Consider the following 21722-nt stretch of genomic DNA (forward strand, 5'->3'; position numbering starts at 1 on the left):
GTAAGGCAAGGGTTTTGATTACGATTTAACCGCTTTTGCCATATCCCACATTGGCATAAAAATACCAAGTGCCATTAATAGAACCATCGCTGCAATAAATCCAAGCAAAATAGGCTCAATATAACTTGCTATATTGTCGATAATTTGGCTAAAGCGTGACTTGAAATATTGTGTCACTTTTTCCAGCATTTTATCAAGCGTACCACTTTGCTCACCTGCTTGAATCATCTGAATTAACATTCCCTCAAAAAGCCCTGTATCACGAAACGATTCGGTTAGCGAGATACCACGCTGAACGGAAACTTTGACAGCCGAGAGTCTTTTTTTAAGATGGGTGTTATCCAGCGTTAACAAGGCTGTATCCAACGCATCAGCAATGGGAATACCTGCACGAATAAGCTCTGTGAAGACAAGGCAAAAACGACTCAGAGTGGCATAAAAGATGATGTTACCAATAAGATAAAGCTTGAGAATATATTGATCATACTTTTTTTTGAACTCTTCGTTGTGCACTAGGAGATATTTAAAGAGAACAATGGTAATAAAAATCGCCGCAAGAAGGTAGAGACCATAATTATTAATCAGATTTTCCATAAAAAGAAGGATCTTTGTAGGCAGGGGAAGTTCCGCCTTGAGCTTTGAGAAAATATCTTTAAATTTGGGAACGACATAAACCATTAAAATTGAAAAAGCAATGGCAATGGCAATAACGACGGTAATGGGATAACGCATCGCTTTTTTAAATTTTTGTCTATTCTCTTCTATCTCTTCCAAAATTTCTGCGAGTTTTTCCAAAGATTCTGCCATGTTACCGGTACTTTCACCCAGCTCAACAAGAGCCAGTGTCACATCGCCAACCTCTTCACGGTAATTCATTAAGGCTTGTGTGAGGCTAAGACCCGAGTTGAGATCGTCATTGACACTGTTAAAGATCTCTTTGAGTGATTTGTCAACCGTGGCATTGGCAACTTCTTTGACGCTATCGTGAATAGAAATCCCTGCATTGGTCATAACGCTGAGTTGTCTGATTGCGGCAATGAGGTTTGGCATCTTGATTTTTTTACGAAAAAGCGCGCCTAAAAACTGCGTTTTTAATTCACTAAGTTGGTCTTCAAGGGGTGCTGAAGTCTCTTTAACATTTAAAATAACACCAGGAATTTTAACTTTTGCAATGGCAATAGCATCGCTACGGTTCGGTGACTTAACAACAGTTTTAGTTTTTTGACCTTTAAATAGGTAATTCACTTCAAAATATTTCATCCTTTGGCCACCCTTGCAATCTCATCCAGTGAGGTAATGCCATTGGCTGCACGCGTAATACCATCTTGATACATATCAAAAAATCCCTCTTTGATGGCCTGCTCTTTAATTTCGCTCTTGGAAGCACCTTGGGCGATCATACTGGAAATTTTCTCACTAATGGGTAGAATTTCTGAGATCATTTCACGTCCCAGATAGCCTGTTTGAGAGCACTTTTCGCATCCATTATGTTTATAAAATTGATACTCGTCAGGAAGCAGTGCTTTGATCTCATCATAGGCCGTTTTAGGAAGGGTGTATTTTGTTTTACAGTAAGGGCAGAGTTTGCGCACCAATCTTTGAGCTTCAATAGCAATGAGTGAACCACTGATCAAATAAGGCTCAATGCCCATATCCACCACCCTCGTAACGGCACTAATGGCATCATTTGTATGGAGTGTTGAAAAGACCAAGTGACCTGTAAGGGCTGCTTGAACAGCAATGCGTAAGGTTTCAGTATCGCGTACCTCACCAATCATAATAATATCAGGATCTTGTCGTAAAATAGAACGCAGGGCCGAAGCAAAGGTAAGGTTGGCTTTTTCATTCACTTGGACTTGTTGTGTTAAGTTAAGCTGGTACTCCACAGGATCTTCAACGGTAATAATCTTACTTTGCACGCTTTTAATCGCATTAAGCGCGGCATAAAGCGTGGTCGTTTTACCACTTCCTGTAGGACCCGTTACAAAGATAATACCATAAGGAGTTCGCATCGCTTGCGCAAATTTGGCATAGGTTGCAGGCTGCATGCCCAAATCTTCAATCTTAATCATCACCTTGGATTTATCCAAAATACGAATAACAATCGACTCTCCATTGATGGTAGGAAGGGCTGAAATCCTAAAGTCATACTCGCGCCCAAGGATCGTAGCAGAAAAGCGACCATCTTGCGGTTTACGCTTCTCGGCAATATCCATGTTTGAGAGTAGTTTCATGCGTGATGCAAGGGGAGGGTAAATATCTTTGTCAAAAATGAACGTTTCTGTAAGCATTCCATCAATTCGGCTACGGACAATACAGTTATTCTCCGTAGGCTCAATGTGAATATCACTTGCACGGGCTAGAATCGACGTTTTAAGAATGATTTCAATCAGTTTTAAAATACCTGAAGACTCTTGAGGATTTTCAGCAGCACTGGAGGTGATCTCTTTGCGAATCTCGCCAATCAAGCCTTTAATGCTCTCGCCAAGCTCCATTTTAATGAGGTATTTATCAATTTGTGAAGGCTCAGCGATGATGACTTTGAGTAGTTTTCGTGGGAAAATTCGTTGAACACCCTCTTGGGCATTAATATCCAGAGGATCTTTGAGCGCTACAAAAATATTGATCTCATCTTCGCGAATTGGCAATGCTTTGTATTTTTTGAGCTGTGCAAAAGGGAGTTTAGAGGCGAGCCGATAGTCAATGTCAATCGAGTCAAGATCAAGATACTCATAGTTAAGATTTTTAGCTAAAGCGTGTAAGAATTTTTCACTGTCAATGGCAAAATTGGCATTCACATCTTCTAAATTCAAATACCCTTTTTTAAAAAACTCTATCACTAAAATAAGCAGATCTTCTTTGGTGAAAAAGTTGTTCTCTAAAAGAATTTCACCTAAAACCTTATGACTGTTTTGTTTTGTCTCTTCTTTGATTTTGGCAGCACTGTTTTCATCGATAATACGGTTATGAATAAGATAGGTTAAGAGGGTTGTTGTAATATCGTTCATTGTCTCTGCCATAGTTGATAAATTTTGGCTATTGTACCATTTCTCATACAAAGAAACCAACTCATTTTAATCAATGACTTCTCCTACGGCGATTTGGTTTAGCAGACTTTGCGCCGCTTGCGATTTATTATTTTTCAAATAGGCTTTAAGCGCTAGTGCTGCATCTTCTTTATGCCCCAATTTGATTTTGGATTTTGCAAACCAAATCCAGCTTTTTTCATTTTCAGAATCAACATTATTGGCAATCAATGCCCATTTATTGCTTTCATTATAGTTTTTAGCAAGGTAGTACTCTTCCGCAAGCATCAATGCAAAGGTAATGCTATGCGTTTTTTCAAATTTTTCTTTGAGATACTGGATGGAGTTAACCTCATGGGTTTCAATTTTAATAACCCCTTTTTGCTTAGGTTCTTCCAAAAGAGGTGGGGGCAGTAGCATTGTATCGATCTTTTCTTCTTTGCTACGATAAAAACTCTCATCATTAATGGTGTTAGGTGTTTTTCGTGTAAGAATTCTGTTTTCAAGTTCTTCTTCTTGAATTCCAAAAGCGCTCTTTTTCTCTACGGGTTCAGGCAGGTAGGATGACTTTTTATCAGAACTATTTTTTCCAATGATGGGTAGCTGAAGCGTAAGTGTTTCATCTGCTTTTTGCTCGTTATTGGATGTGGAAGGCATGTATTTTGCTGTGCTGTTATTGGCTTCAACGACAGTAGTTGTTGAAAGATTATTGTCCATAGCTGTAATTTCATTTTTCATCAGTGTCGCGGTTGCCGACTCTTTTTCTTTGGAATTGAAAACATCTAACACTAAAGGGTAAAAGAAGAGTCCGACCAGTACAAAAAGAAATACGGATGAGCCGATAATGAGATAATGCAAACGCTGCTTAAGTCGGTACTGAAAAACTTTTTTTTCAAGTTCAACAATTTCTACGGTACTAAGCATGGATCATCCCTAGACTAATGCCAGCCATTTCAAGGTATTTTACATGTAAAGCATTACTCTTAACAACAGAGGGTTTATGCTCATCATAATACTCTAAAATTTCAAAAAGTTTATAGAGAAGTTTGTTGATCGTTCTCAAATTTCCACCAGTAAGTTTTGCAATTAATTTATAGTGTTTATCTCTAAAAAGATTCAAAAATTCAAAACGATTATGAAACAGGAGTTTTTTTTCGATATAGGTTTTAATCTCATTTTGTGATGCATTGTCTATCTCAATCGTCTCCCAAATGCGCGTTTGGAAGTAATCTTTTGCGAGTAAATCCTCTTTTTCTGTTTTATGAACCGTAAACAAAAATTTAAATAAACGAGAATCCGCCATCAGACGAATTTTCTCGATTAAATCGGTTGGATAAAGCTGCGCCTCATCAATTAATACCGTAATGGCTTGATCCGTAGACGTAATATGTTTACTAAGCAATGCTAAAAATTCATTGTAATTGGAAAACTCAGGAGATGTTCTTCCAAAAATATGTTCATAAAGCGCTTTAATGAAGACTTTCTCTTCGAAAAAAGGACGTGGGAAAAAAATAATACGTTTTTTTGGCTTTAAGTCATTGTAAATTTTTTGGAGCAAAAACGTTTTACCTGTGCCTGGTTTTCCATAAAACAAGATCAGCTTTAAAGGCTTATCTAAGGTTTGCACCAATTTGTCATAGGTTATTGCCGATTTGTCCAAATTCACATAATCAAAGATTTCACCATCCACAAAGATAGTTTTAAGATCGCTGTATTGGTTATTCATATATTCTTTGACTGTATCCAAGATCTTTAAGCGTTGCTTTATCGCTTCCTTTTACCCCTATGATGCGCGGTGTAATGACAAAAACAAGCTCATTGGTTGCGATGGTATCCGCAGAGTGTTTAAAGGCTTCCCCTAAGAGAGGAATGCTGCTTAGCAGTGGTACGCTGCTCTCTTCTTTCCCTTTGGTTGAGGCAATCAGTCCTCCGAGGATGATAGTACTGCCATCTTTCACTTTAACAACGGTGGAGAGTTTTTTCTCTTGGGTATCTGGGGCAATCTCTCTAGGATTGGTTTGCTGAGAATCATCATCAGAATATTTAAAATTACTGACAGAAGGATTGATACGTAAAATAATCTCATTGTCTTCTGAAATTTCAGGGGTGATGTTAAGAAGCACGCCAATAAAAATAGAGTAGTTGGTGTAGGTTGTCGCTATACTTGAACTCGTTTCAGTAGAGCTTGTTTCTTCAGGGATTCGGTAATTGATATTATCACCAACCGTAATCAATGCTTGCTGATTATTCATCGTTAAAACTTTTGGACTTGAAATCACTTTGGTATCGCCACTTGATCCTAGAAAATCAATTACACCTGACACTGAGAAAAGGGCATCATTAACAACGGTTAAACTATTGAGATTACTTGATGCATTAGCCGTACCTGTACTTGAAGAGTTGTATAAAGTATTTGGGTTACTTGTTGACAAAGCCCCTTGATTACTATTATTGAAAATAGAGTTACTACCAAAGCTTAAAGAAAATTGACTCCAATCTACACCTGTTTTATTGCTGCTACTGAGTGCAACGGAAATGATAGAGACATCAATAAGCACTTGTCTATGAAGCCTATCTTTGAGAAGATCGATATAATCAGAAACGCGGTCTAACTGCTTTTTAGTTGCTGTTACGGTAATCATACCTGCATTTGCGTTGATAATAGGTGATGATGCTTTGTAATTCTCTCCTCCTGTATTCAAGACAGAGGTAAGTTCTATGGAGATTGTTTTCCAAAAATCAAATGATTCATTGGATGAGATTGAGTTTTGACTTTGAGTTGTTGTGTTTTTGGTTCCACTGCCTGTTGCTTCGACAGGGGTTGCATCTACAGAGGCGTTAATAACGGCTTTTCCCTCACGAATGGAGGAGATATAATCTACTTTAAAAGATTTAGTACTAAGAGCAGAAATTTTTAAATAATTTTTATCATAAACATAAAAAAGATCATTATCCTGAATAATAAGTTGAAAAACTTCATCGAGAGAGAGATTTTTAATATTAACACCATTGAGATTTTTTGCAAGGGCTTTTTCTGCTTCGGTATCTTTAACAACAATGCTAAAATCACACACTTCTCCAAGTTCGGCAAGTAGCTCGGCTCCTGTGGCTTTGTTATTCGTTTTGATATTAAACGTGCGATATTCACATGGCTTACTTTTTTCTGCAGCGTGAACGGGCGAAAGAGCGATCGCTAATATCGCTGCTATTGCAATAATGTTATTTGGAAAATATGTTAACATTGCTCTCATCTTTTGTCCTTATTACAAGTTCTTTTTTTTCAATTTCATTTTGGAGAATAACACTATTGTGCGTGATTTTTGCCAGCTTGTAGGCACCTACCGTTTCATTTCTTTTATACCATGTGCCACTAATTTTTGCTTTTTGATCAAAGGTCGCTTCTAACGTATAAACCATGAGTTGCGCCGTTTCATTGCCATCGCTCTTTTGTTGATCGGTCGTGATACTAATAAATGGATTTTCAAGCTTGTCTAGCATAATGACATCAGCGCCCACCCTGCGCTCAGCAATACGTTCAAAAATTTTGTCATACTCTTTGACTTCACTTCCTAAAGACAAAGCCTCTTTTGCGTTTATCATAGTGATGTAAAAACATAATCCTATCACTGTTTTTAGTAATGTTTTCAATATTTCATCCCCCAAACAGCAATATTAAATTGTCCATCAATATTTTTCTGACCAGTGACATTCAGTTCATAAATATCAACAACCAATTCACTCTCTTCAATAGCATTCATAAATTTCATGGTATTGGCAAATGAGCCACTAAAATCAACTTTGAGGGTTAAAATTTGTTCAATTTTCTGAATACTGGGTTCATTGATTTTGTTTTCAATGACTTTAATACGCACAGCATATTTTTGTGCTAATTGTGCAATAGAGTGTAAAAAATTTGCCCAATTTTCATCATTGAAAAGAAGATAAGAGAGCTCTTTAAGCTTACCGTCAACATAGGCATTGGTAAACGTTGTTTTTTCTAAAAGAAGTTTTGCATTTTCAATATCTGACTTGACTTTTCTGATTAAAAAAGTTGAATCTCCATCGCGTGAAACAGAGGTAAGATATGCTTGTTCATCGTGAAGCTTTTTTTCAACCTCTTTAGCATTGCGCATGGTTTGATTGAGCATTTTTTCGGTAATAGGAAAGAGATAGCTGTAAAATAAAAAGCCAATCAGAGTAAAAACCATAGCAAAAACAAGATATGTCTCACTACTTTTTTTGCCTTGAAAATAGAGATCAATCTTATCCATAAGCGTATCAATACTATTCATCGTTCAATCCTATAGAGATTTTACTGGTATAGAGTTTGATTTTATCATCTTGAATAATTTTATCGGTTGTGATCCTGTATTTTTTTAACGCTGTCAAATCTTGAATAAATTCCGTAATCCTTTTTTCACTTTGATTACGAACGAAAAAGTTGAGTTGTTTTTGCTTAAATTCTATGGCTTCAACTTTGCAGCCATTTTGGTTTGAAAGTTGGAAGATTTCTAAAAGCATTAACGCTTTCATTGGGTACGAGATCTTTTTATTATAGATTTCACTTAAGAGTTTTTTTCTAAATTCAAACTTAGTGGTCTCATTGTTAACCAAAGTATCCACTTTCTCTTTTTCAGCTTTGAGCTTGGCTAACTCTTGTCTAATTGCAGATGTTTTTTGAAAAATCTCATTGTATTCACTTGTCTCTTTTACTGCTTTGAGGCTTAGAAAAGAGTGGTATGCAAATTGATATGCAGGGTAAGCAAGACTTAAGATAATACTCGCAGCCATGATGCCTAAAAGTTTACCAGAGGCTCTGTATTTAAGAGGTGGAGGTCTTTTGTAGATTGAAAAATTGAGATTATCGTCTTGATTTTCCATATAAAGCTGAGCACTCAGCATCATTAAAATATGAATTTGATCGATGTACCACTCTTTCGAGTTAATAGCGATGCTAAAATTGAACTCAAAAGATTCTAATCCAAGGTAACTTTTACCATACTCTTCAATGCCTGAAAATGCACCAATTTCAGATCCTAGATAGATACGATCAATAAAATCGATGTTATAAGAGCGTTTTGTAAAGACTAAAACATCGCTAATGTATAAGAAAATTTCTCCAAAAAGTTGCATTAAACTTTGTTGGTATTGGTTATTGGTTGCTCTAAGCCCTTCGTTGGTTAAGAGTTTGTAAAAATCTTCTTCATCGATGCGCTCACCGATGAGTTCACAAAATTTTTCGTTGATCTCTTTGAGTGAGTAGTGCAGTGATTTCGAGTAGATATATTCACCGCCTTTATAGATGGTTAAAAAGGCATCTGCTTTTTGAAAATAGACAAAACAGTGTGTTCCCTCAGCTTCAATAAAATTTTTACGGTAAAGCGCTTTAATTAAAAAAGGTGCAGCGGTAACATAATCAATATAGCGTGTTTTTTCTTTAATAGGTGTGAGTTTGGAATGAATAAGGGTTGCATCAATAATAAAGATATTAAAAGAGCGATTTTTAGCATCTTTGGATTCTGTCTCAATATAACTAATAACGTATTCAATCGCTGAATCAAGGGCTAATTCATCGTAAACTTTGATCTCTATGGCATCTTTGAGGTCACTATCGGGAATATTGCGGCTAACATCTATCGTAGCACTAATAACATCGCGCGCTTGAAGATAGGAGATAAAAAAAGCATTTTTATCACTTTTTTCGAGCTTATTAAGTTTAATTTCATTTTTAGAGTAAGAATAAGAAACAAGCGACAAAGGGTCTATAGATACAATTTCTGAGCTAGAACGTTTATCCTCAGGTGCGGCCATTTTTTAAACCCCTTTTATTCTAAAAATTGTCATTATTTCACTGATCATCATACAGTGACTTTATTGCATTATGGTGACAGACTTTATTCTACTATATAACCAATTTTCTTCAACATTTCTTTATCTTGGCTCCAACCTTGCTTAACAACCACAACAAGTTTCAAAAAGACACGTTTTTGTGACAGAGATTCAATGAGCAAACGTGCGCTGGAACCGATTCTCTTGATGGTTTGACCCTCTTTGCCGATTACAATACCTTTTTGACTTTTTTTGTCAACAATAATAGTAGCATAAATATTATCGATTGTCTCTTTTTCATCCACTTTATCGATGATAACATCCGCAAAATAGGGGATTTCGTCACTGGTATTTTCAAAAATAGCTTCACGAATCAGTTCTTTATAAATGTCGCGCGCACGCTCTGTTGTGAGGATTTCAGGATCATAAAGATAGGGATGTTCTGGCATAAATTTGGAGATCGCTTCTAAAAGATAGGATTGTGAGATTCCTTTTTTAATCGAAACAGGAATAAGGGCTACAAATTTATCTTGATACGCTTGGTACTCCGTGATCTTATCAAAAAGAGCTGTTTGGGATATGCTATCGGTTTTAGTGAGTAAGACCATGTGTGGAATATTAGCTTTATTGAGCGCTGAAAAATCAATATAATTTTGAATACTATCGCTTGCAGGGGCAAGAAAAAGAATAAGATCGCAATCGCCCATTGCTTTCATAGCTTCTTCGAGCATAAATTGGTTAAGAAGCCTCTCTTGTTCATGAATACCGGGTGTGTCAATAAAAATAATTTGGGTATTTTCATGCATTGCAATGATGTTGAGGCGCTTCCTCGTTGCATTGGCTTTATGTGAAACCATCGCGAGTTTTTCGCCGACAAGCCAGTTGAGTAGGGAACTTTTACCCGCATTGGGTCTACCAATAACGGCAACGTACCCTGTTTTAGTTTTTTCGTTCATTTTGCTTCTTTAATTATAAAATATAGCGGCTGCTATCTTCACTCTCGACGATGGCATCAAGCTTTTCATGTACAAGTTCTTTGCTTACATGTAAGGTTTCACCTGCGTGTTCATCGGCGGTGTAACTGATGTCTTCTAGGACTTTTTCGATAATCGTATGAAGCCTTCTCGCTCCTATATCTTCAGTCTTTTCATTGGTGATTTGAGCGATTTTTGCAATCGACGCAATGGCATCATCCTCAAAAATAAGCTCTACACCTTCCGTTTTTAAAAGGGCTTGGTATTGACGTAAAAGGGAGTTTTTGGGTTGTGTCAAAATTTTGTAGAGAATCTCTTCTGTGAGTGAGCTGAGTTCCACGCGCAGTGGAAAACGACCTTGAAGTTCTGGAATGAGGTCGCTTGGTTTACTCACATGAAATGCACCTGCTGAGATAAAAAGAATGTGATCGGTTTTAATGCTTCCGTATTTGGTATTGACATCACTGCCTTCCACAATCGGCAAAAGATCACGTTGAACGCCTTCTTTGCTTGGATCACTACGGTGTGATTGTGAAGCGCTCACAGCAATCTTATCGATCTCATCAATGAAAATAATGCCGCCATTTTGAGCTCTCTCTCTGGCTTCACTTTTAACGGCTTCCATGTCCAAAAGTTTTTCGCTCGCTTCGATTTTCAGTGCTTCTTTGGCGTCTTTGACTTTCATCTCTTTTTTGATGTTATTTTGACCTGAACCTAAAATCTTGATAAAAGACTCTTGCACTTTGATCATTTCAGGAGGAAGCGAAGAATCGCCCAAATCACTGCTGTTTTGAGAAATTTCCACTTCAATTTTCAGATCATCCAGTTCACCATCACGAAGCCTTTGGCGCATCTTCTCAGAACTTTTTTCATAATCCGCTTTTTTCTCTTCGCTCACACCTTTTGGAAGAGGAGGAAGCAGTTTCTCGATGATCGTTTTTTCTACATGTAAGGCTATATCGTCTTGGTTTTTCTCTTTGTGTTCAGCTTTAACAAGGTTAATAGACGCCATCATCAAATCGCGTACCATCGACTCAACATCACGTCCAACAAAGCCCACTTCCGTGTATTTACTCGCTTCCACTTTCACAAAGGGTAATGAGAGCATTTTTGCCATACGGCGCGCAATTTCTGTTTTTCCCACACCGGTTGAGCCGATCATCAAGATGTTCTTGGGCATCACCTCTTCTGCCATTTCACCTTCAAGCTGGAGTCTTCTGTAACGATTGCGAAGGGCGATGGCGATGGCTTTTTTAGCATTAAACTGTCCGATGATATACTCATCCAAATAGGCAACGGTTTGTTTGGGTGTTAAATTCATGCTTCTGTACTCTCTAAAACAAACGTTTTAATGTTGTCGTTGGTGTAAATACACAGTTCACTGGCAATTTTAAGGCTCTCTTTCACCAGTGTCTCTTCATCCAAATTGGCGTGACGATCAAGTGCGCGTGCAGCTGAAATGGCGTAGTTTCCGCCACTCCCAATCGCTGCAATTTTACCATCTTCGGGTTCAACGACATCACCCGTGCCGCTGAGAATGTAAATATGCTCGCATGTGAGTACAATCATCATCGCTTCAAGACGTCTGAGCATCTTATCTTTGCGCCATTCTTTAGAAAATTCAATGACTGATTTGTACAAATCGCCTTTTTTCTGCTCTAAAATACCCTCAAACATATCAAAAAGGTTAAACGCATCAGCAGTGCTTCCTGCAAAACCTGCTAAGATTTTTCCGTTGTAGAGTTTGCGAATTTTCGTGGCATTACTTTTAAGCACGGTATTGCCAAAAGTGACTTGCCCGTCACCGCCAATAACCGCTTTTTTGTCGCCGCGACACGCAAGGATGGTGGTTGCTTCAAACATAAAATTTATTCTCCAAGAATAATAAGCGCCAATGTGGCGTGAATACCGTGTCCTAACTTAATACTTACATCAAAATTACCCGTAGTTTTGATTGCATGTTCAAGCTCAACGGTTTTTTTATCGATTTCGATTTTGTGTTGCTCTTTAAGTTCATGCGCAATTTCCTCTTTAGTCACTGCACCAAAAAGACTTCCATTCGCGCCAAGTTTACGTTTGACTGTAAGTTTTAATTCACCCAATTTTTTCTCTATCGCTTTAAGATTGGCGATTTCTTCCGCTTCTGCAGCTGCTTTTTTGCGTTGGTCTGATTCGTATTTTCGCATCACTTCATTGGTCGCCAAAAGCGCAAAGCCTTTACCAATGAGGAAGTTTTGACCGTAACCGTCTTTAACCTCTTTGATTTCGCCTTTTTTACCCAAATCTTTAACATCTTTAATCAATAAAACTTTCATATAAAATCCTTTAGTTTTCTATTTCATCGTTTTTGGAAGTGGGGCATTTTTCAGCTTTTCACCGTGAAATGCATCAATGCCACCACTGAGTTGGGCGATATTGGAAAAGCCCATTCTACGTAAAATAAATAGCATTTGCGTTGTGCGCCCACCGATATGACAGTAAAAAATCAAAAGCTTACCGGAGAGCTTTTTCAGCTCATCCATGTGTTGATGAATGGTCGACGTTGGTAAAAGCATGTCTGTGCCTTTGATGCTTGACTCAGAATACTCATACATCTCTCTGATGTCAATCAGCACAAAATCAAGTCTCTTTTGAGCTCTTAGATTTAGCATTACATGTAACTCTTCGCCACTGACTTCGCAGCTTTTTGTTACTGTTTGAACTAAATTCATCATTGCTTCTTCACTCCATTCATCGTTAATTGGCTCATCCACTGAGATTAAGCTTTGCCTTGCTTTTTTCTATTTTTACCGCTAATGATAAAGCGTAATGCATTCAGCTTAATAAAGCCTTCGGCATCTTTTTGGTTGTACACTTCATCTTCTTCAAACGTACAGAATGCTTCATTGAAAAGATTATTGGTTTTAGAATCTCTTCCGATAACCGAAACATTGCCTTTGTAGAGTTTAAGTTTAACCGTGCCGTTAACACCCTCTTGCGATTTATCAATAGCTGCTTGCATCATTTCACGTTCAGGTGAGAACCAAAAACCATTGTAAATCGTTTTTGCATAGCGAGGCATAATCTCATCTTTAAAGTGCGCCGCTTCACGATCCAGCGTAATGCTCTCAATCGCTCTGTGAGCACGAAGCATAATCGTACCACCAGGCGTTTCATAGCAACCTCTACTTTTCATACCTACAAAACGGTTTTCAACAATGTCTGTGCGACCAATACCGTGTTTGCAACCGAGTTCATTCAGTTTAGTAAGCATCGTAGCAGGGCTAAGTTTAACACCATTCAATGCGACTGGATCACCTTTTTCATAGGTAATTTCAATGACTTCGGATTGATCAGGCGCTTTTTCAGGACTTACGGTCCATCTCCACATATCCTCTTCTGGTTCAGCCGCTGGATTTTCAAGCACAAGTCCCTCGTAAGAGATGTGAAGCAAGTTTGCATCCATAGAGTAGGGTGATTTACCTGGCTTTTTCTCAATGCTGATACCATTTTTTTCTGCATACGCTAGTAATTTTTCACGAGAGTTCAAATCCCATTCGCGCCAAGGCGCGATGATAACAAGGTCTGAATTCATGCTCAAATATCCCATCTCAAAACGGACTTGATCATTTCCTTTACCCGTTGCACCATGACTTACGCCATCGGCTCCGACCATCGCAGCGATCTCTGCTTGACGTTTTGCAATGAGTGGTCTAGCAATAGAGGTTCCAAGAAGATACTCACCTTCATAAATGGCGTTAGCTCTAAACATTGGGAATACATAATCTTTAACAAATTCTTCTTTTAAATCTTCAATAAAAATATTTTCTGGCTTAATGCCTAAAGAGATGGCTTTTTTGCGCGCTGGCTCTAACTCTTCACCTTGACCAATGTCCGCTGTGAACGTGACTACTTCACATTTGTACTCATCTTGGAGCCATTTTAAAATAATACTGGTATCAAGTCCACCTGAATAGGCTAAAACTACTTTTTTAACATCTTTTTTCATAATACGAATCCTCACAGAATTTATAGAATTGCGTGATGGTAGCGCAAGTTTGTAAAAACTTTGCTTATGCTTTAGGCAGGATTTTACATGTAAAGTCAAAAAAGCAAGTTTAAATATTCTTTTGATAGAATGGGCGTTAAATCCTAAGGATGGGGTATGAGAGTCGATAAATTTTTAAACAGCGTAAATATTACCAAGCGTCGCGCCATATCAGAAGATATGTGCAAAAATGGCGTTGTTTGCATTAATGGCACGGTTGCAAAGCCTGCAAAAGATGTCAAAGTCGGTGATATTATTACGATTAATTATCTTGAAAAAGCAGTGAAATACGAAGTTTTGCAAATTCCTGAAGCCAAAACCATTCCAAAAACGAAACAAAACGAATACGTAAGGGAAGCGTAATGAATTACCAAGAGGCCTATGCACAGTTTAATGCGCTCTTTGAAAATGAACTCAGTTCTGAAGCAGCAGTGCAATTTTTAGTTGAACTCTACGAGCGAGGTGAGAGTTTTGAGGAGATCGCAGCTGCGGCAAATGTGATGCGTGAACACAGCGTCAAGCTCGATATTCCAGCGCATTTAAAAGCCGAACTGATTGACATTGTAGGCACAGGTGGCGATAAAAGCGGAACGTTTAACATCTCCACAACGACTTCCATTGTTTTAGCCGCTCTTGGGTGCAAAGTCGCCAAACATGGTAGTGGCTCAGCCACTTCACTCTCTGGTAGTGCGGATGTGCTTAAAGCGTTAGGACTCAACCTTAGTTTAACACCTGAAAAACAGATCAAAATGCTTGAAGAGTGTGGTTTCGTTTTTATGTTTGCGATGAATCATCACCCTTGCATGAAACACATCATGCCAATTCGAAAAAGTCTCTCACATCGTACGATTTTTAATATGTTAGGACCTCTTGCCAATCCTGCCGGGGCTCAAAAACAGATGATTGGTGTGTTTCATGTGGATTACATTGATCGTTTTAGTAAAGCATTACGAGAGCTTGGGACAACGAAAAGTATGGTCGTAAGCTCTTTAGATGGACTGGATGAAGTGAGCATCACCGCTCCTACACGTTACACGATGATTGAAAATAAAGTCATCACCGAAGGTGAAATCAACCCTGAAGATTATGGCTTTACATTGGCTCCGCTTGAAGCGATCAAAGGTGGGGAGAGTGTTCAAAATGCCGAGATTACCCGCGCCATTTTACGTGGTGATGAAAAAGGCGCCAAACGCGATGTCGTCCTTTTAAATGGCGCATGCGCTTTGATGATTGATGGAAAAGCCAGAGATATGCAAGAAGGCATAGCGCTCATGAAAGAGGCCATTGAGAGTAAAAAAGCGTGGGATAAGCTGGGCGAAATTATTAAGCTCTCCTATCTCATATGAGTCAACGCTATGAGAAAGTGTGCGATTTAGCGCACTTAAATGCTTTTGCCACAGAGATAAAAGATGAGCTTGGAAACGCTGGCGTACTTCTTCTTCGCGGCAATCTTGCCAGTGGGAAGACCGCTTTTGTCAAAGCATTTGCTCTAGCTTTAGGCATTAAAGAAGCGATTTCATCACCCACTTTTTCGATTTTGCATGAGTATAAGGGAAAATTGTTTCACTATGATATTTACCAATGCGGGAGCAACGGTTTTTTGCAAAGTGGTTTGATCGAAAAATTAGATACTGAGGGTTACCATCTCATCGAGTGGGGCGACGCTGAGTTCGAAAAATTACTGCACCATTTTGGGATAGGATACAGTACAATTGATATCGAAATACTGGATTTAAAACGCAATTATAAGGTTCACATCAATGCATACGCTTAACGTTCAAGAATTACAAAAAACGATTAAAAAAACGCAGATTATCAAAGGGGTTTCGCTTGATGTCAAAAGTGGCGAAGTCGTAGGACTTTTAGGCCCCAATGGTGCGGGTAAAACAACGATGTTTTATATGATCTGTGGGCTTATTCCACCGACTTCTGGAACGGTCTATTTTGACAATCATGATGTGACCAAAATACCTTTACATGTAAGAGCAAAACTGGGCATTGGCTATCTTCCTCAAGAATCAAGTATCTTTAAAGATTTGAGTGTAGAAGAGAATATTATGCTTGCTGCTGAGATTGTCTATCCGAACAAAGAAGACGCTATGAAGCGTGTGGAAGAGCTATTAAATCTGCTCAACATCGAGCCGATTCGCAAACGCAATGGCGTAAGCCTGAGCGGTGGCGAGAGACGTCGTTGTGAAATCGCACGTTCCCTTGTCTTGCAACCTAAATTTCTTTTACTGGATGAGCCTTTCGCGGGAGTCGATCCTATCGCAGTCTCCGATATTCAAGGCATTGTGCAAGAGCTTGCAAAACTTGGTATTGGTGTTTTGATTACCGACCATAATGTGCGCGAAACACTTGCTATTTGCGATAGGGCGTATGTGCTCAAAGATGGCGCACTTTTAGCCAGTGGAAGCAGCGATGAAGTTGCTCAAAACAAACTGGTCAAAACCTACTATCTTGGCGAAGATTTCAGGTTTTAACCCACAAGGAGATTGTTTTTGAAACTTAGGGTTTCGGGTACACAAACCACCAAACAAAAGTTCTCCTCAACGCTTCGAGGTTGGCTTCCCATACTCCAAGCCAATCTGGATAGTTTGGTGGAGACACTGGAACCGTTTGTGCAAGAAAATCCCTTTATCAGTGTCAAGTCAGGCTCCGAAACACCCGATAAACGTTTTGAAAAGAAAAACTTTTTCGCAGAAGTGGCTAAAACATCGGTTTCCGATACGATTGAAGCGCTCACCTTAGATAAAAAATCACTCTTTCAAGCCCTTAATGAACAGATCAATCCACCGCTTTTTCCTACTGAAAAATCCCAACGAATTGCCTATGAAATTATCGAAAATATCAACTCTGAGGGGTATTTTGAAGCAGAATCTTTAGCTGAAATTGCCAAAAAACTGGATGTCAAAGTGGATGAAGTGGAAAAGATACGGCAACGTTTTGCATATCTTGAACCTTTGGGCATTGGCGCACTTGATGTGAAAGAGACGTTTTTATTTCAGCTTCAAGACCTCTCTTTAGACAATGAACTCTATGCGATGACAGAAAAGCTCATCATTAACTTTGAAAATATCGAATCTTTTGGCAAAGAGCCTCTTTTTCACGAGGCGCTAAATATCATCAAACGCTTTCGTAATCCTCCCGCGATTGACTTTTTGGAAGATGAAAAAGAGGTCATTCCCGATATTTTTATCTATGATTTAGCTGGTGCCATTGAAGTGCGGATCAATGATGCCTATTATCCTGAAGTGATTTTGGATACCGAAGGGCTGGATGTTGACCATAGTTTTGTCTCTCAAAAAATCAAAGATGCCAAAGATCTTATTGACGCCCTTGAAATGCGCAAAGCAACGCTGTATAAAATCGGTTTGATGATCGTGGAGTATCAGTATGACTTTTTCTTTGGGAAAGCGATAAAGCCTATGAAACTCAAAGATTTAGCCGATGATTTGGGGCGCAATCCTTCAACCATTTCACGCGCCATTGCAGGTAAATACCTTTCGTGTTCCCGTGGCGTCATCCCTATGAAACAGTTTTTTGCCACAGCAGTGGAGGAAGACATCTCTAACAGTGCAATTAAGGAGTATATGATTGAGTTGGTAAAAAGTGAGAGCAAGCTCAAGCCACTCAGTGATATTAAACTCTTGGAGTTGATCGAGGGAAAATTTAACATTAAAATGGTGCGACGAACGATTACAAAATACCGCCAGCAGTTTAATATCGCCAGTTCATCCGAGCGTAAAAAACTCTACACGCTCAAATTTTAAGCGATTTTAGCATCCACATGTCTGAAGTGCATTTTGAGCATTTCATAGGCATTTTGAATCTCTTGAAACTTCGCCACATACTTTACATGTAAATCCCCATCGTAAAGCCCACAACTGTCTGGATGGTACTTTTTAACCAAGGTTAGATAATTTTTTCGAATCATCTCAAAAGAGTCTTCCACCCGACATCCTAGAATACCAAAATACTCTTCAAGCAAGGAGAAAAGGGCATTATGACGACTTCGTTTGGCGCGTTTTGCCACAAAACTTCTCTTATAGGCTAAAAACTCTTCCATCGCATAGGAAAACTCTACAAAGCAACCAAAGAGCTCTTTTTGCTCCAGTAGTTTTTCCAAAAGATGTACTGTCACATCAGAGTTTGGATAAAGCGTAATCGTGCCATTTTTTGGGCGAATTCTGACCAAATGGTCTTTAAAATAACTTTTGAGATACGAAGCAAAAAGGGTGTTGTGGGAACCTAGATGAAACACAACCGCATAACTGTCCTCAATCACGAGGTTAATACTCATTTTTTGAAGCACTTGATTTGATTTTAAAAGAGAGATTTTGATGGTTTTATCGATGGCATTTTCGATGATATGAGCGTGTTCTGCATTGCCCGTTTTACGCAGATAGATTTTACCAATCAGTTTTAGAAAATAACGACGTTGCACCAACTCGTCTTGTTCTTTGAAGATAATCATTTTCTCTTTGCGACCGATCTTTTTTTGAAAATTTTTATCGGCAATATTTTGCAAATAGTAAAAGGTTTTTGAATCTTCTTGAATCGTAAGCGCAAGCATATCATGAGAGAGTGAAAGGTGCATCTATCCATCCTTTTGTGTCAAGTTATGACACTTAAAGCAAAAAAGATTCCAAGTTTAAACTATTAGACCCAAATGGCATCTTCATTCAAATCTGGATTGCCTTGGAGTATCTGATACGGCTGATACGAAGCCTTGTATTTGAGGCTTTGGCAATTCTCTACGTAGTAGCCAAGATAGATCCAATCGAGGTCATACTCTTTGGCTAAAATGATCTGCTCGTAAATGGAAAGTCGTCCTAAAGAGAGTTTTTCATAATCGGGATCGTAATAAAAATAGATCGAAGAGATGCCATCATCAAGAAAATCGATGAGATCGACACCGATGAGTTTATCATCTTGAAAATAGAGCACTTCTTTGCCAAAATTTTGTGCACCACTCACATAGAGTTCATGGTAACTTTGCGGTTTGAGGTAGTAGTATTGCCAGCCACGTTTTTCTTCCATGTGGCGATGATATTTGTCGTAAAGCTCTAAGTGTTCGGTGCTAATGGTAGGCGATTGAATCACATAGCGAATCCCCTCAGCCTTTTTAAAAGCACGTTTGAACGAGCGTGAAAATTGATAGTTTTTGATGTTAATGCGAAGACTCAAACAAGCCTTACAGTTTTGGCATTGCGGCCTGGAATAATAATGCCCAAAACGTCTCCAACCCCGTTCTATCAACGCTTGATTGAGCTCCATTGTTGCATTATCAATGTATTTGTATTCCATGCGCGTTTTGCACCCATCAAGGTAGGAGCATTTTGTCTCTAATGTGGAAAATTCGATAATACGTGAGAAGGGCGTCGTCATGGGTTAATGTAGTTTTCTAACTCCAGAATTTTGCATAAATTTTTCAAATTGTACGTGCAATTTCTTCTCTTTTTCCTCTTTTTGCTCGACAATGAGTTGTTCTTTAGTATTTTTCTCTTCTTGATTCATTTTGTCTTTGAGGGATTTTAGATCTTCAAATAGATTGCCTTGCATTGCATGCCTTTACATGTAAAGATAAATAGGGTCAGATTATAGCAAAATTTCATACAAAGAGGCTTTGAATAAGAGTATTTGCATGTCTTAGAAAATTTGGAAACTAAAAAGAGGTGGTACCTGAGGCCGGACTAAAATATATGCTTCAACTACAGTAATATCAGTCTTTAATTATTTTAATGTGGACAAGTACTGTCAAAAGTACTGTTATTTTAAAGTGTTTCAACTATCAGCTTATGCGTGATCTAGTTTTTAGGATGGGAACATAATTGTTATATTATTTTAATAGTAAAATACAAAAATCACTTCATTCAGTTAAAACAATATAATCTGCGATTCGTTTTATAACCCCAAATTAAATACTTTTTCTGAACCAATACTCATTTAACTATAAAATATTTTAATTAATAAAAAAAATTGAAGTATTTAAAACTTATCTACAATTTCCCTACAACTTAAATGTATATTTACCATGAAAATATATAAATTTAGATTAATAATGATGAAAAATAGTTAGAAGGAGGATTATATAAGTTCGGTTAGTTATTGTTTTGTTGACTTACTGTTTGTAGTTTGCTCTCTTTAATTTTAGTGTTTTACTATTGATTAAGAGTATTGGTGACGTCTTTTTGTTTTGCTGTATGTTACCAATTGTTAAAAAACGAACAAGTAACTTTTTTTATGGATCTGTGGTAGTTACAATTATCATAGGTCTTCATGTTAGCGTTAATAAATATTTATTAGCAAATAAATACAAAAATCAAGGTGCTAGCCCTATTACTTTCAGATATATATCAAAGTAAAGGTTAATTTAAGATTCAAATGAGATTTTAATTAGAATATGTTTTTATACTAGTTGAAACAAAACTATTTTTAGGAGGAGTTTATATGAAATTAGCAAAGTTAAGTTTGGCGACATTGATCGCTATGAGTTCAGTTGTGTATGGCGCGGATACACTGGAAGATGCATTTAAAAATGGTAAGGTTAACGGGGAAATTAGAGCATTTTATTTTGGTCGTGATTATGATGCTGCTGCACATGGTGGTCCTGGAGCAACAGATTCTTCGTTAATGGCTTTTGGTCTAAGACTAAGCTATGAGGACGGCTGAATTAAAAGGATTTAGAGTAGGATTAGGTTTTCAAGGACAAAGTACTCCATGGGCTGATACTGATACGAAGCTGGACCATATGTTACCATGGGATTTAGGTGCATCAGGTGCTATTTTATCTGAAGCATACCTTTCTTACACTATGAATAAAACAGTCGTTAAAGTTGGTCGTCAGTACTTTGATAAGCCACTTATGAGCAGCGATAATCATGACGTAATAAAACAAGCAATTGAAGGTGTTACAATTGTTAGCAATGACATTCCTGATACAACACTTTATGCAGCGTATGCATGGAGAATGTCTTGGATGAAGGATAATGGGGTTAATAATGATTTTGCAAATTTTGGCAAGTTTGGCCTTTTGTATAATGTTATTCCTGGTGCTGAAGGTGGCGACTATGCTTATGTGGTGGGTGCGATCAATAAATCACTTCCAGATACAACATTGACATTGGCTTATGGTGAGGAAGATAAATCTCATTCTCTTTTTTTAGCACAAGCTGATTATATGCCAAAGATTAATGATAGCGTAACGTTAGTCACAGGTCTTCAGTTCTGGAATACAGAATTAGATGAAAGAAGTGTGGCTTGGGCAGATTCAACGGTTTACTCAGCCAAACTTGGTCTTAATGTTGGACCTGTTGGGGCTTATGTAGCGTATGCTAAGATTAATGATGGACGTGGCGCTTGGGGCGTTGGTATGACAGATGATCGCCCAAGACTGTATACTTCAACACTTACAGATGCTGGACAATTTGAAGCGTCAACTCAGTATGCTGTTGATGTACATGCATTTGTTCCTCAAATCGCAACCGTTCTTGGCGTGCGTTATGTCAATATTGATTTAGATGAAAAAGGTGCAGCATCATCACAGGTTGGTATTGGAAAGATTGATCAAACAGGTTTCTATGCTATACACAACTTCAGCGGTTCACTCAAAGGTCTCTACTGTATGGGCTTTTATGAAATTGCAAATAATAGTAATGATGCATATAGCAGAGATGAAATCCGTTTTAGAGTTGGTTACGAATTTTAATAGCAATATATTTTTTCTAACGAAACAAGTATAGATCTCCTTGTAATAAAATGGGTTTTGCATGTAAGTATGCAACGCCCATTTTTTATTTACATGTAAAGCTTTAAATGTATGGCTTTACATGTAACTAAAAATACATGCTCAAGGATTACAGA

At 38.0% G+C, this 21722-nt stretch carries 24 protein-coding genes; 7 read left to right on the forward strand and 17 right to left on the reverse strand.

Going from position 1 to position 21722, the window contains the following annotated elements:
- Positions 1 to 18: 18 nt before the first annotated feature.
- The 14 genes from SHALO_RS07340 to SHALO_RS07405 all read right to left on the reverse strand — a co-directional run bounded on the left by SHALO_RS07340 (position 19) and on the right by SHALO_RS07405 (position 13817).
- On the reverse strand, positions 19 to 1260 hold the full coding sequence (locus tag SHALO_RS07340) for a type II secretion system F family protein (RefSeq protein WP_069478014.1): 1242 nt from the start codon (positions 1258 to 1260) through the stop codon (positions 19 to 21).
- Positions 1257 to 3008, reverse strand: coding sequence for a GspE/PulE family protein (locus SHALO_RS07345; RefSeq protein WP_069478015.1), 1752 nt, complete (start codon positions 3006 to 3008; stop codon positions 1257 to 1259). The genes SHALO_RS07340 and SHALO_RS07345 overlap by 4 nt, the downstream gene beginning before the upstream one ends.
- Before the next feature lie 66 nt (positions 3009 to 3074).
- Positions 3075 to 3950 carry a hypothetical protein gene (locus tag SHALO_RS07350; RefSeq protein WP_025344625.1) on the reverse strand — a complete coding sequence of 292 codons (876 nt, stop codon included), beginning with the start codon at positions 3948 to 3950 and terminating at the stop codon, positions 3075 to 3077.
- Positions 3943 to 4752 carry an ATP-binding protein gene (locus SHALO_RS07355; protein WP_025344626.1) on the reverse strand — a complete coding sequence of 270 codons (810 nt, stop codon included), beginning with the start codon at positions 4750 to 4752 and terminating at the stop codon, positions 3943 to 3945. Before SHALO_RS07355 ends, SHALO_RS07350 begins: the two co-directional genes overlap by 8 nt.
- Positions 4745 to 6268, reverse strand: coding sequence for a pilus (MSHA type) biogenesis protein MshL (mshL, locus tag SHALO_RS07360; protein ID WP_069478016.1), 1524 nt, complete (start codon positions 6266 to 6268; stop codon positions 4745 to 4747). Before mshL ends, SHALO_RS07355 begins: the two co-directional genes overlap by 8 nt.
- Positions 6246 to 6674, reverse strand: a complete 429-nt coding sequence (locus tag SHALO_RS07365; RefSeq protein ID WP_069478017.1) for a hypothetical protein — start codon at positions 6672 to 6674, stop codon at positions 6246 to 6248. The genes mshL and SHALO_RS07365 overlap by 23 nt, the downstream gene beginning before the upstream one ends.
- Positions 6671 to 7318 (reverse strand): hypothetical protein, encoded by a 648-nt coding sequence (locus SHALO_RS07370; RefSeq protein WP_069478018.1) that lies wholly within the window; start codon positions 7316 to 7318, stop codon positions 6671 to 6673. Before SHALO_RS07370 ends, SHALO_RS07365 begins: the two co-directional genes overlap by 4 nt.
- On the reverse strand, positions 7311 to 8837 hold the full coding sequence (locus tag SHALO_RS07375; protein ID WP_069478019.1) for a hypothetical protein: 1527 nt from the start codon (positions 8835 to 8837) through the stop codon (positions 7311 to 7313). The genes SHALO_RS07370 and SHALO_RS07375 overlap by 8 nt, the downstream gene beginning before the upstream one ends.
- An 83-nt stretch (positions 8838 to 8920) precedes the next feature.
- Complete coding sequence (era, locus tag SHALO_RS07380; RefSeq protein ID WP_069478020.1) at positions 8921 to 9811, reverse strand: GTPase Era; 891 nt, start codon at positions 9809 to 9811, stop codon at positions 8921 to 8923.
- 13 nt (positions 9812 to 9824) lie between these two features.
- On the reverse strand, positions 9825 to 11150 hold the full coding sequence (hslU, locus tag SHALO_RS07385; protein ID WP_069478021.1) for an HslU--HslV peptidase ATPase subunit: 1326 nt from the start codon (positions 11148 to 11150) through the stop codon (positions 9825 to 9827).
- Complete coding sequence (gene hslV / locus SHALO_RS07390; protein WP_069478022.1) at positions 11147 to 11692, reverse strand: ATP-dependent protease subunit HslV; 546 nt, start codon at positions 11690 to 11692, stop codon at positions 11147 to 11149. The genes hslU and hslV overlap by 4 nt, the downstream gene beginning before the upstream one ends.
- A 5-nt stretch (positions 11693 to 11697) precedes the next feature.
- Entirely contained in the window at positions 11698 to 12144 is a 447-nt protein-coding gene (gene rplI / locus SHALO_RS07395; protein WP_025344634.1) for a 50S ribosomal protein L9, read from the reverse strand.
- An 18-nt stretch (positions 12145 to 12162) separates the two neighbouring features.
- Entirely contained in the window at positions 12163 to 12582 is a 420-nt protein-coding gene (locus SHALO_RS07400) for a rhodanese-like domain-containing protein (protein WP_069478023.1), read from the reverse strand.
- Between the two features lie 5 nt (positions 12583 to 12587).
- On the reverse strand, positions 12588 to 13817 hold the full coding sequence (locus SHALO_RS07405; protein ID WP_069478024.1) for an argininosuccinate synthase: 1230 nt from the start codon (positions 13815 to 13817) through the stop codon (positions 12588 to 12590).
- Between the two features lie 156 nt (positions 13818 to 13973).
- Here SHALO_RS07405 and SHALO_RS07410 point away from each other — a divergent pair, with 156 nt between their 5' ends.
- Genes SHALO_RS07410 through SHALO_RS07430 form a run of 5 tightly spaced genes read left to right on the forward strand, consistent with a single transcriptional unit; the run spans position 13974 to position 17629 of the window.
- A complete protein-coding gene (locus SHALO_RS07410) occupies positions 13974 to 14219 on the forward strand; it encodes an RNA-binding S4 domain-containing protein (RefSeq protein ID WP_069478025.1) in 246 nt (81 codons plus the stop codon).
- Positions 14219 to 15202 (forward strand): anthranilate phosphoribosyltransferase, encoded by a 984-nt coding sequence (gene trpD, locus SHALO_RS07415; protein WP_069478026.1) that lies wholly within the window; start codon positions 14219 to 14221, stop codon positions 15200 to 15202. Before SHALO_RS07410 ends, trpD begins: the two co-directional genes overlap by 1 nt.
- Positions 15199 to 15630 carry a tRNA (adenosine(37)-N6)-threonylcarbamoyltransferase complex ATPase subunit type 1 TsaE gene (gene tsaE, locus SHALO_RS07420; protein WP_069478027.1) on the forward strand — a complete coding sequence of 144 codons (432 nt, stop codon included), beginning with the start codon at positions 15199 to 15201 and terminating at the stop codon, positions 15628 to 15630. Before trpD ends, tsaE begins: the two co-directional genes overlap by 4 nt.
- Positions 15617 to 16339: an LPS export ABC transporter ATP-binding protein gene (gene lptB, locus SHALO_RS07425; RefSeq protein ID WP_069478028.1), complete on the forward strand. Its 723-nt coding sequence runs from the start codon at positions 15617 to 15619 to the stop codon at positions 16337 to 16339. Before tsaE ends, lptB begins: the two co-directional genes overlap by 14 nt.
- Positions 16340 to 16357: 18 nt before the next feature.
- Entirely contained in the window at positions 16358 to 17629 is a 1272-nt protein-coding gene (locus tag SHALO_RS07430; protein ID WP_069478029.1) for an RNA polymerase factor sigma-54, read from the forward strand.
- Here SHALO_RS07430 and SHALO_RS07435 read toward each other — a convergent pair.
- From SHALO_RS07435 to SHALO_RS15375, 3 genes are all read right to left on the reverse strand, one after another.
- Positions 17626 to 18456 carry an adenylosuccinate lyase gene (locus tag SHALO_RS07435; protein ID WP_069478030.1) on the reverse strand — a complete coding sequence of 277 codons (831 nt, stop codon included), beginning with the start codon at positions 18454 to 18456 and terminating at the stop codon, positions 17626 to 17628. The two genes, SHALO_RS07430 and SHALO_RS07435, sit on opposite strands and share 4 nt — an antisense overlap.
- A gap of 62 nt (positions 18457 to 18518) precedes the next feature.
- Positions 18519 to 19247, reverse strand: a complete 729-nt coding sequence (locus tag SHALO_RS07440; RefSeq protein ID WP_069478031.1) for an arginyltransferase — start codon at positions 19245 to 19247, stop codon at positions 18519 to 18521.
- A gap of 3 nt (positions 19248 to 19250) precedes the next feature.
- Positions 19251 to 19421, reverse strand: coding sequence for a hypothetical protein (locus SHALO_RS15375; protein WP_168156748.1), 171 nt, complete (start codon positions 19419 to 19421; stop codon positions 19251 to 19253).
- An 888-nt stretch (positions 19422 to 20309) separates the two neighbouring features.
- On the opposite strand from SHALO_RS15375, the gene SHALO_RS07445 reads away from it, so the two are divergent.
- Together SHALO_RS07445 and SHALO_RS07450 are read left to right on the forward strand one after the other, a co-directional pair.
- A complete protein-coding gene (locus tag SHALO_RS07445) occupies positions 20310 to 20531 on the forward strand; it encodes a hypothetical protein (protein ID WP_025344651.1) in 222 nt (73 codons plus the stop codon).
- Positions 20518 to 21567, forward strand: coding sequence for an OprD family outer membrane porin (locus tag SHALO_RS07450; protein ID WP_084010810.1), 1050 nt, complete (start codon positions 20518 to 20520; stop codon positions 21565 to 21567). The genes SHALO_RS07445 and SHALO_RS07450 overlap by 14 nt, the downstream gene beginning before the upstream one ends.
- The last annotated feature ends 155 nt before the right edge of the window (positions 21568 to 21722 follow it).

It is taken from the genome of Sulfurospirillum halorespirans DSM 13726 (genome assembly GCF_001723605.1).
In the GTDB taxonomy this organism is placed as follows: Bacteria; Campylobacterota; Campylobacteria; order Campylobacterales; family Sulfurospirillaceae; genus Sulfurospirillum; species Sulfurospirillum halorespirans.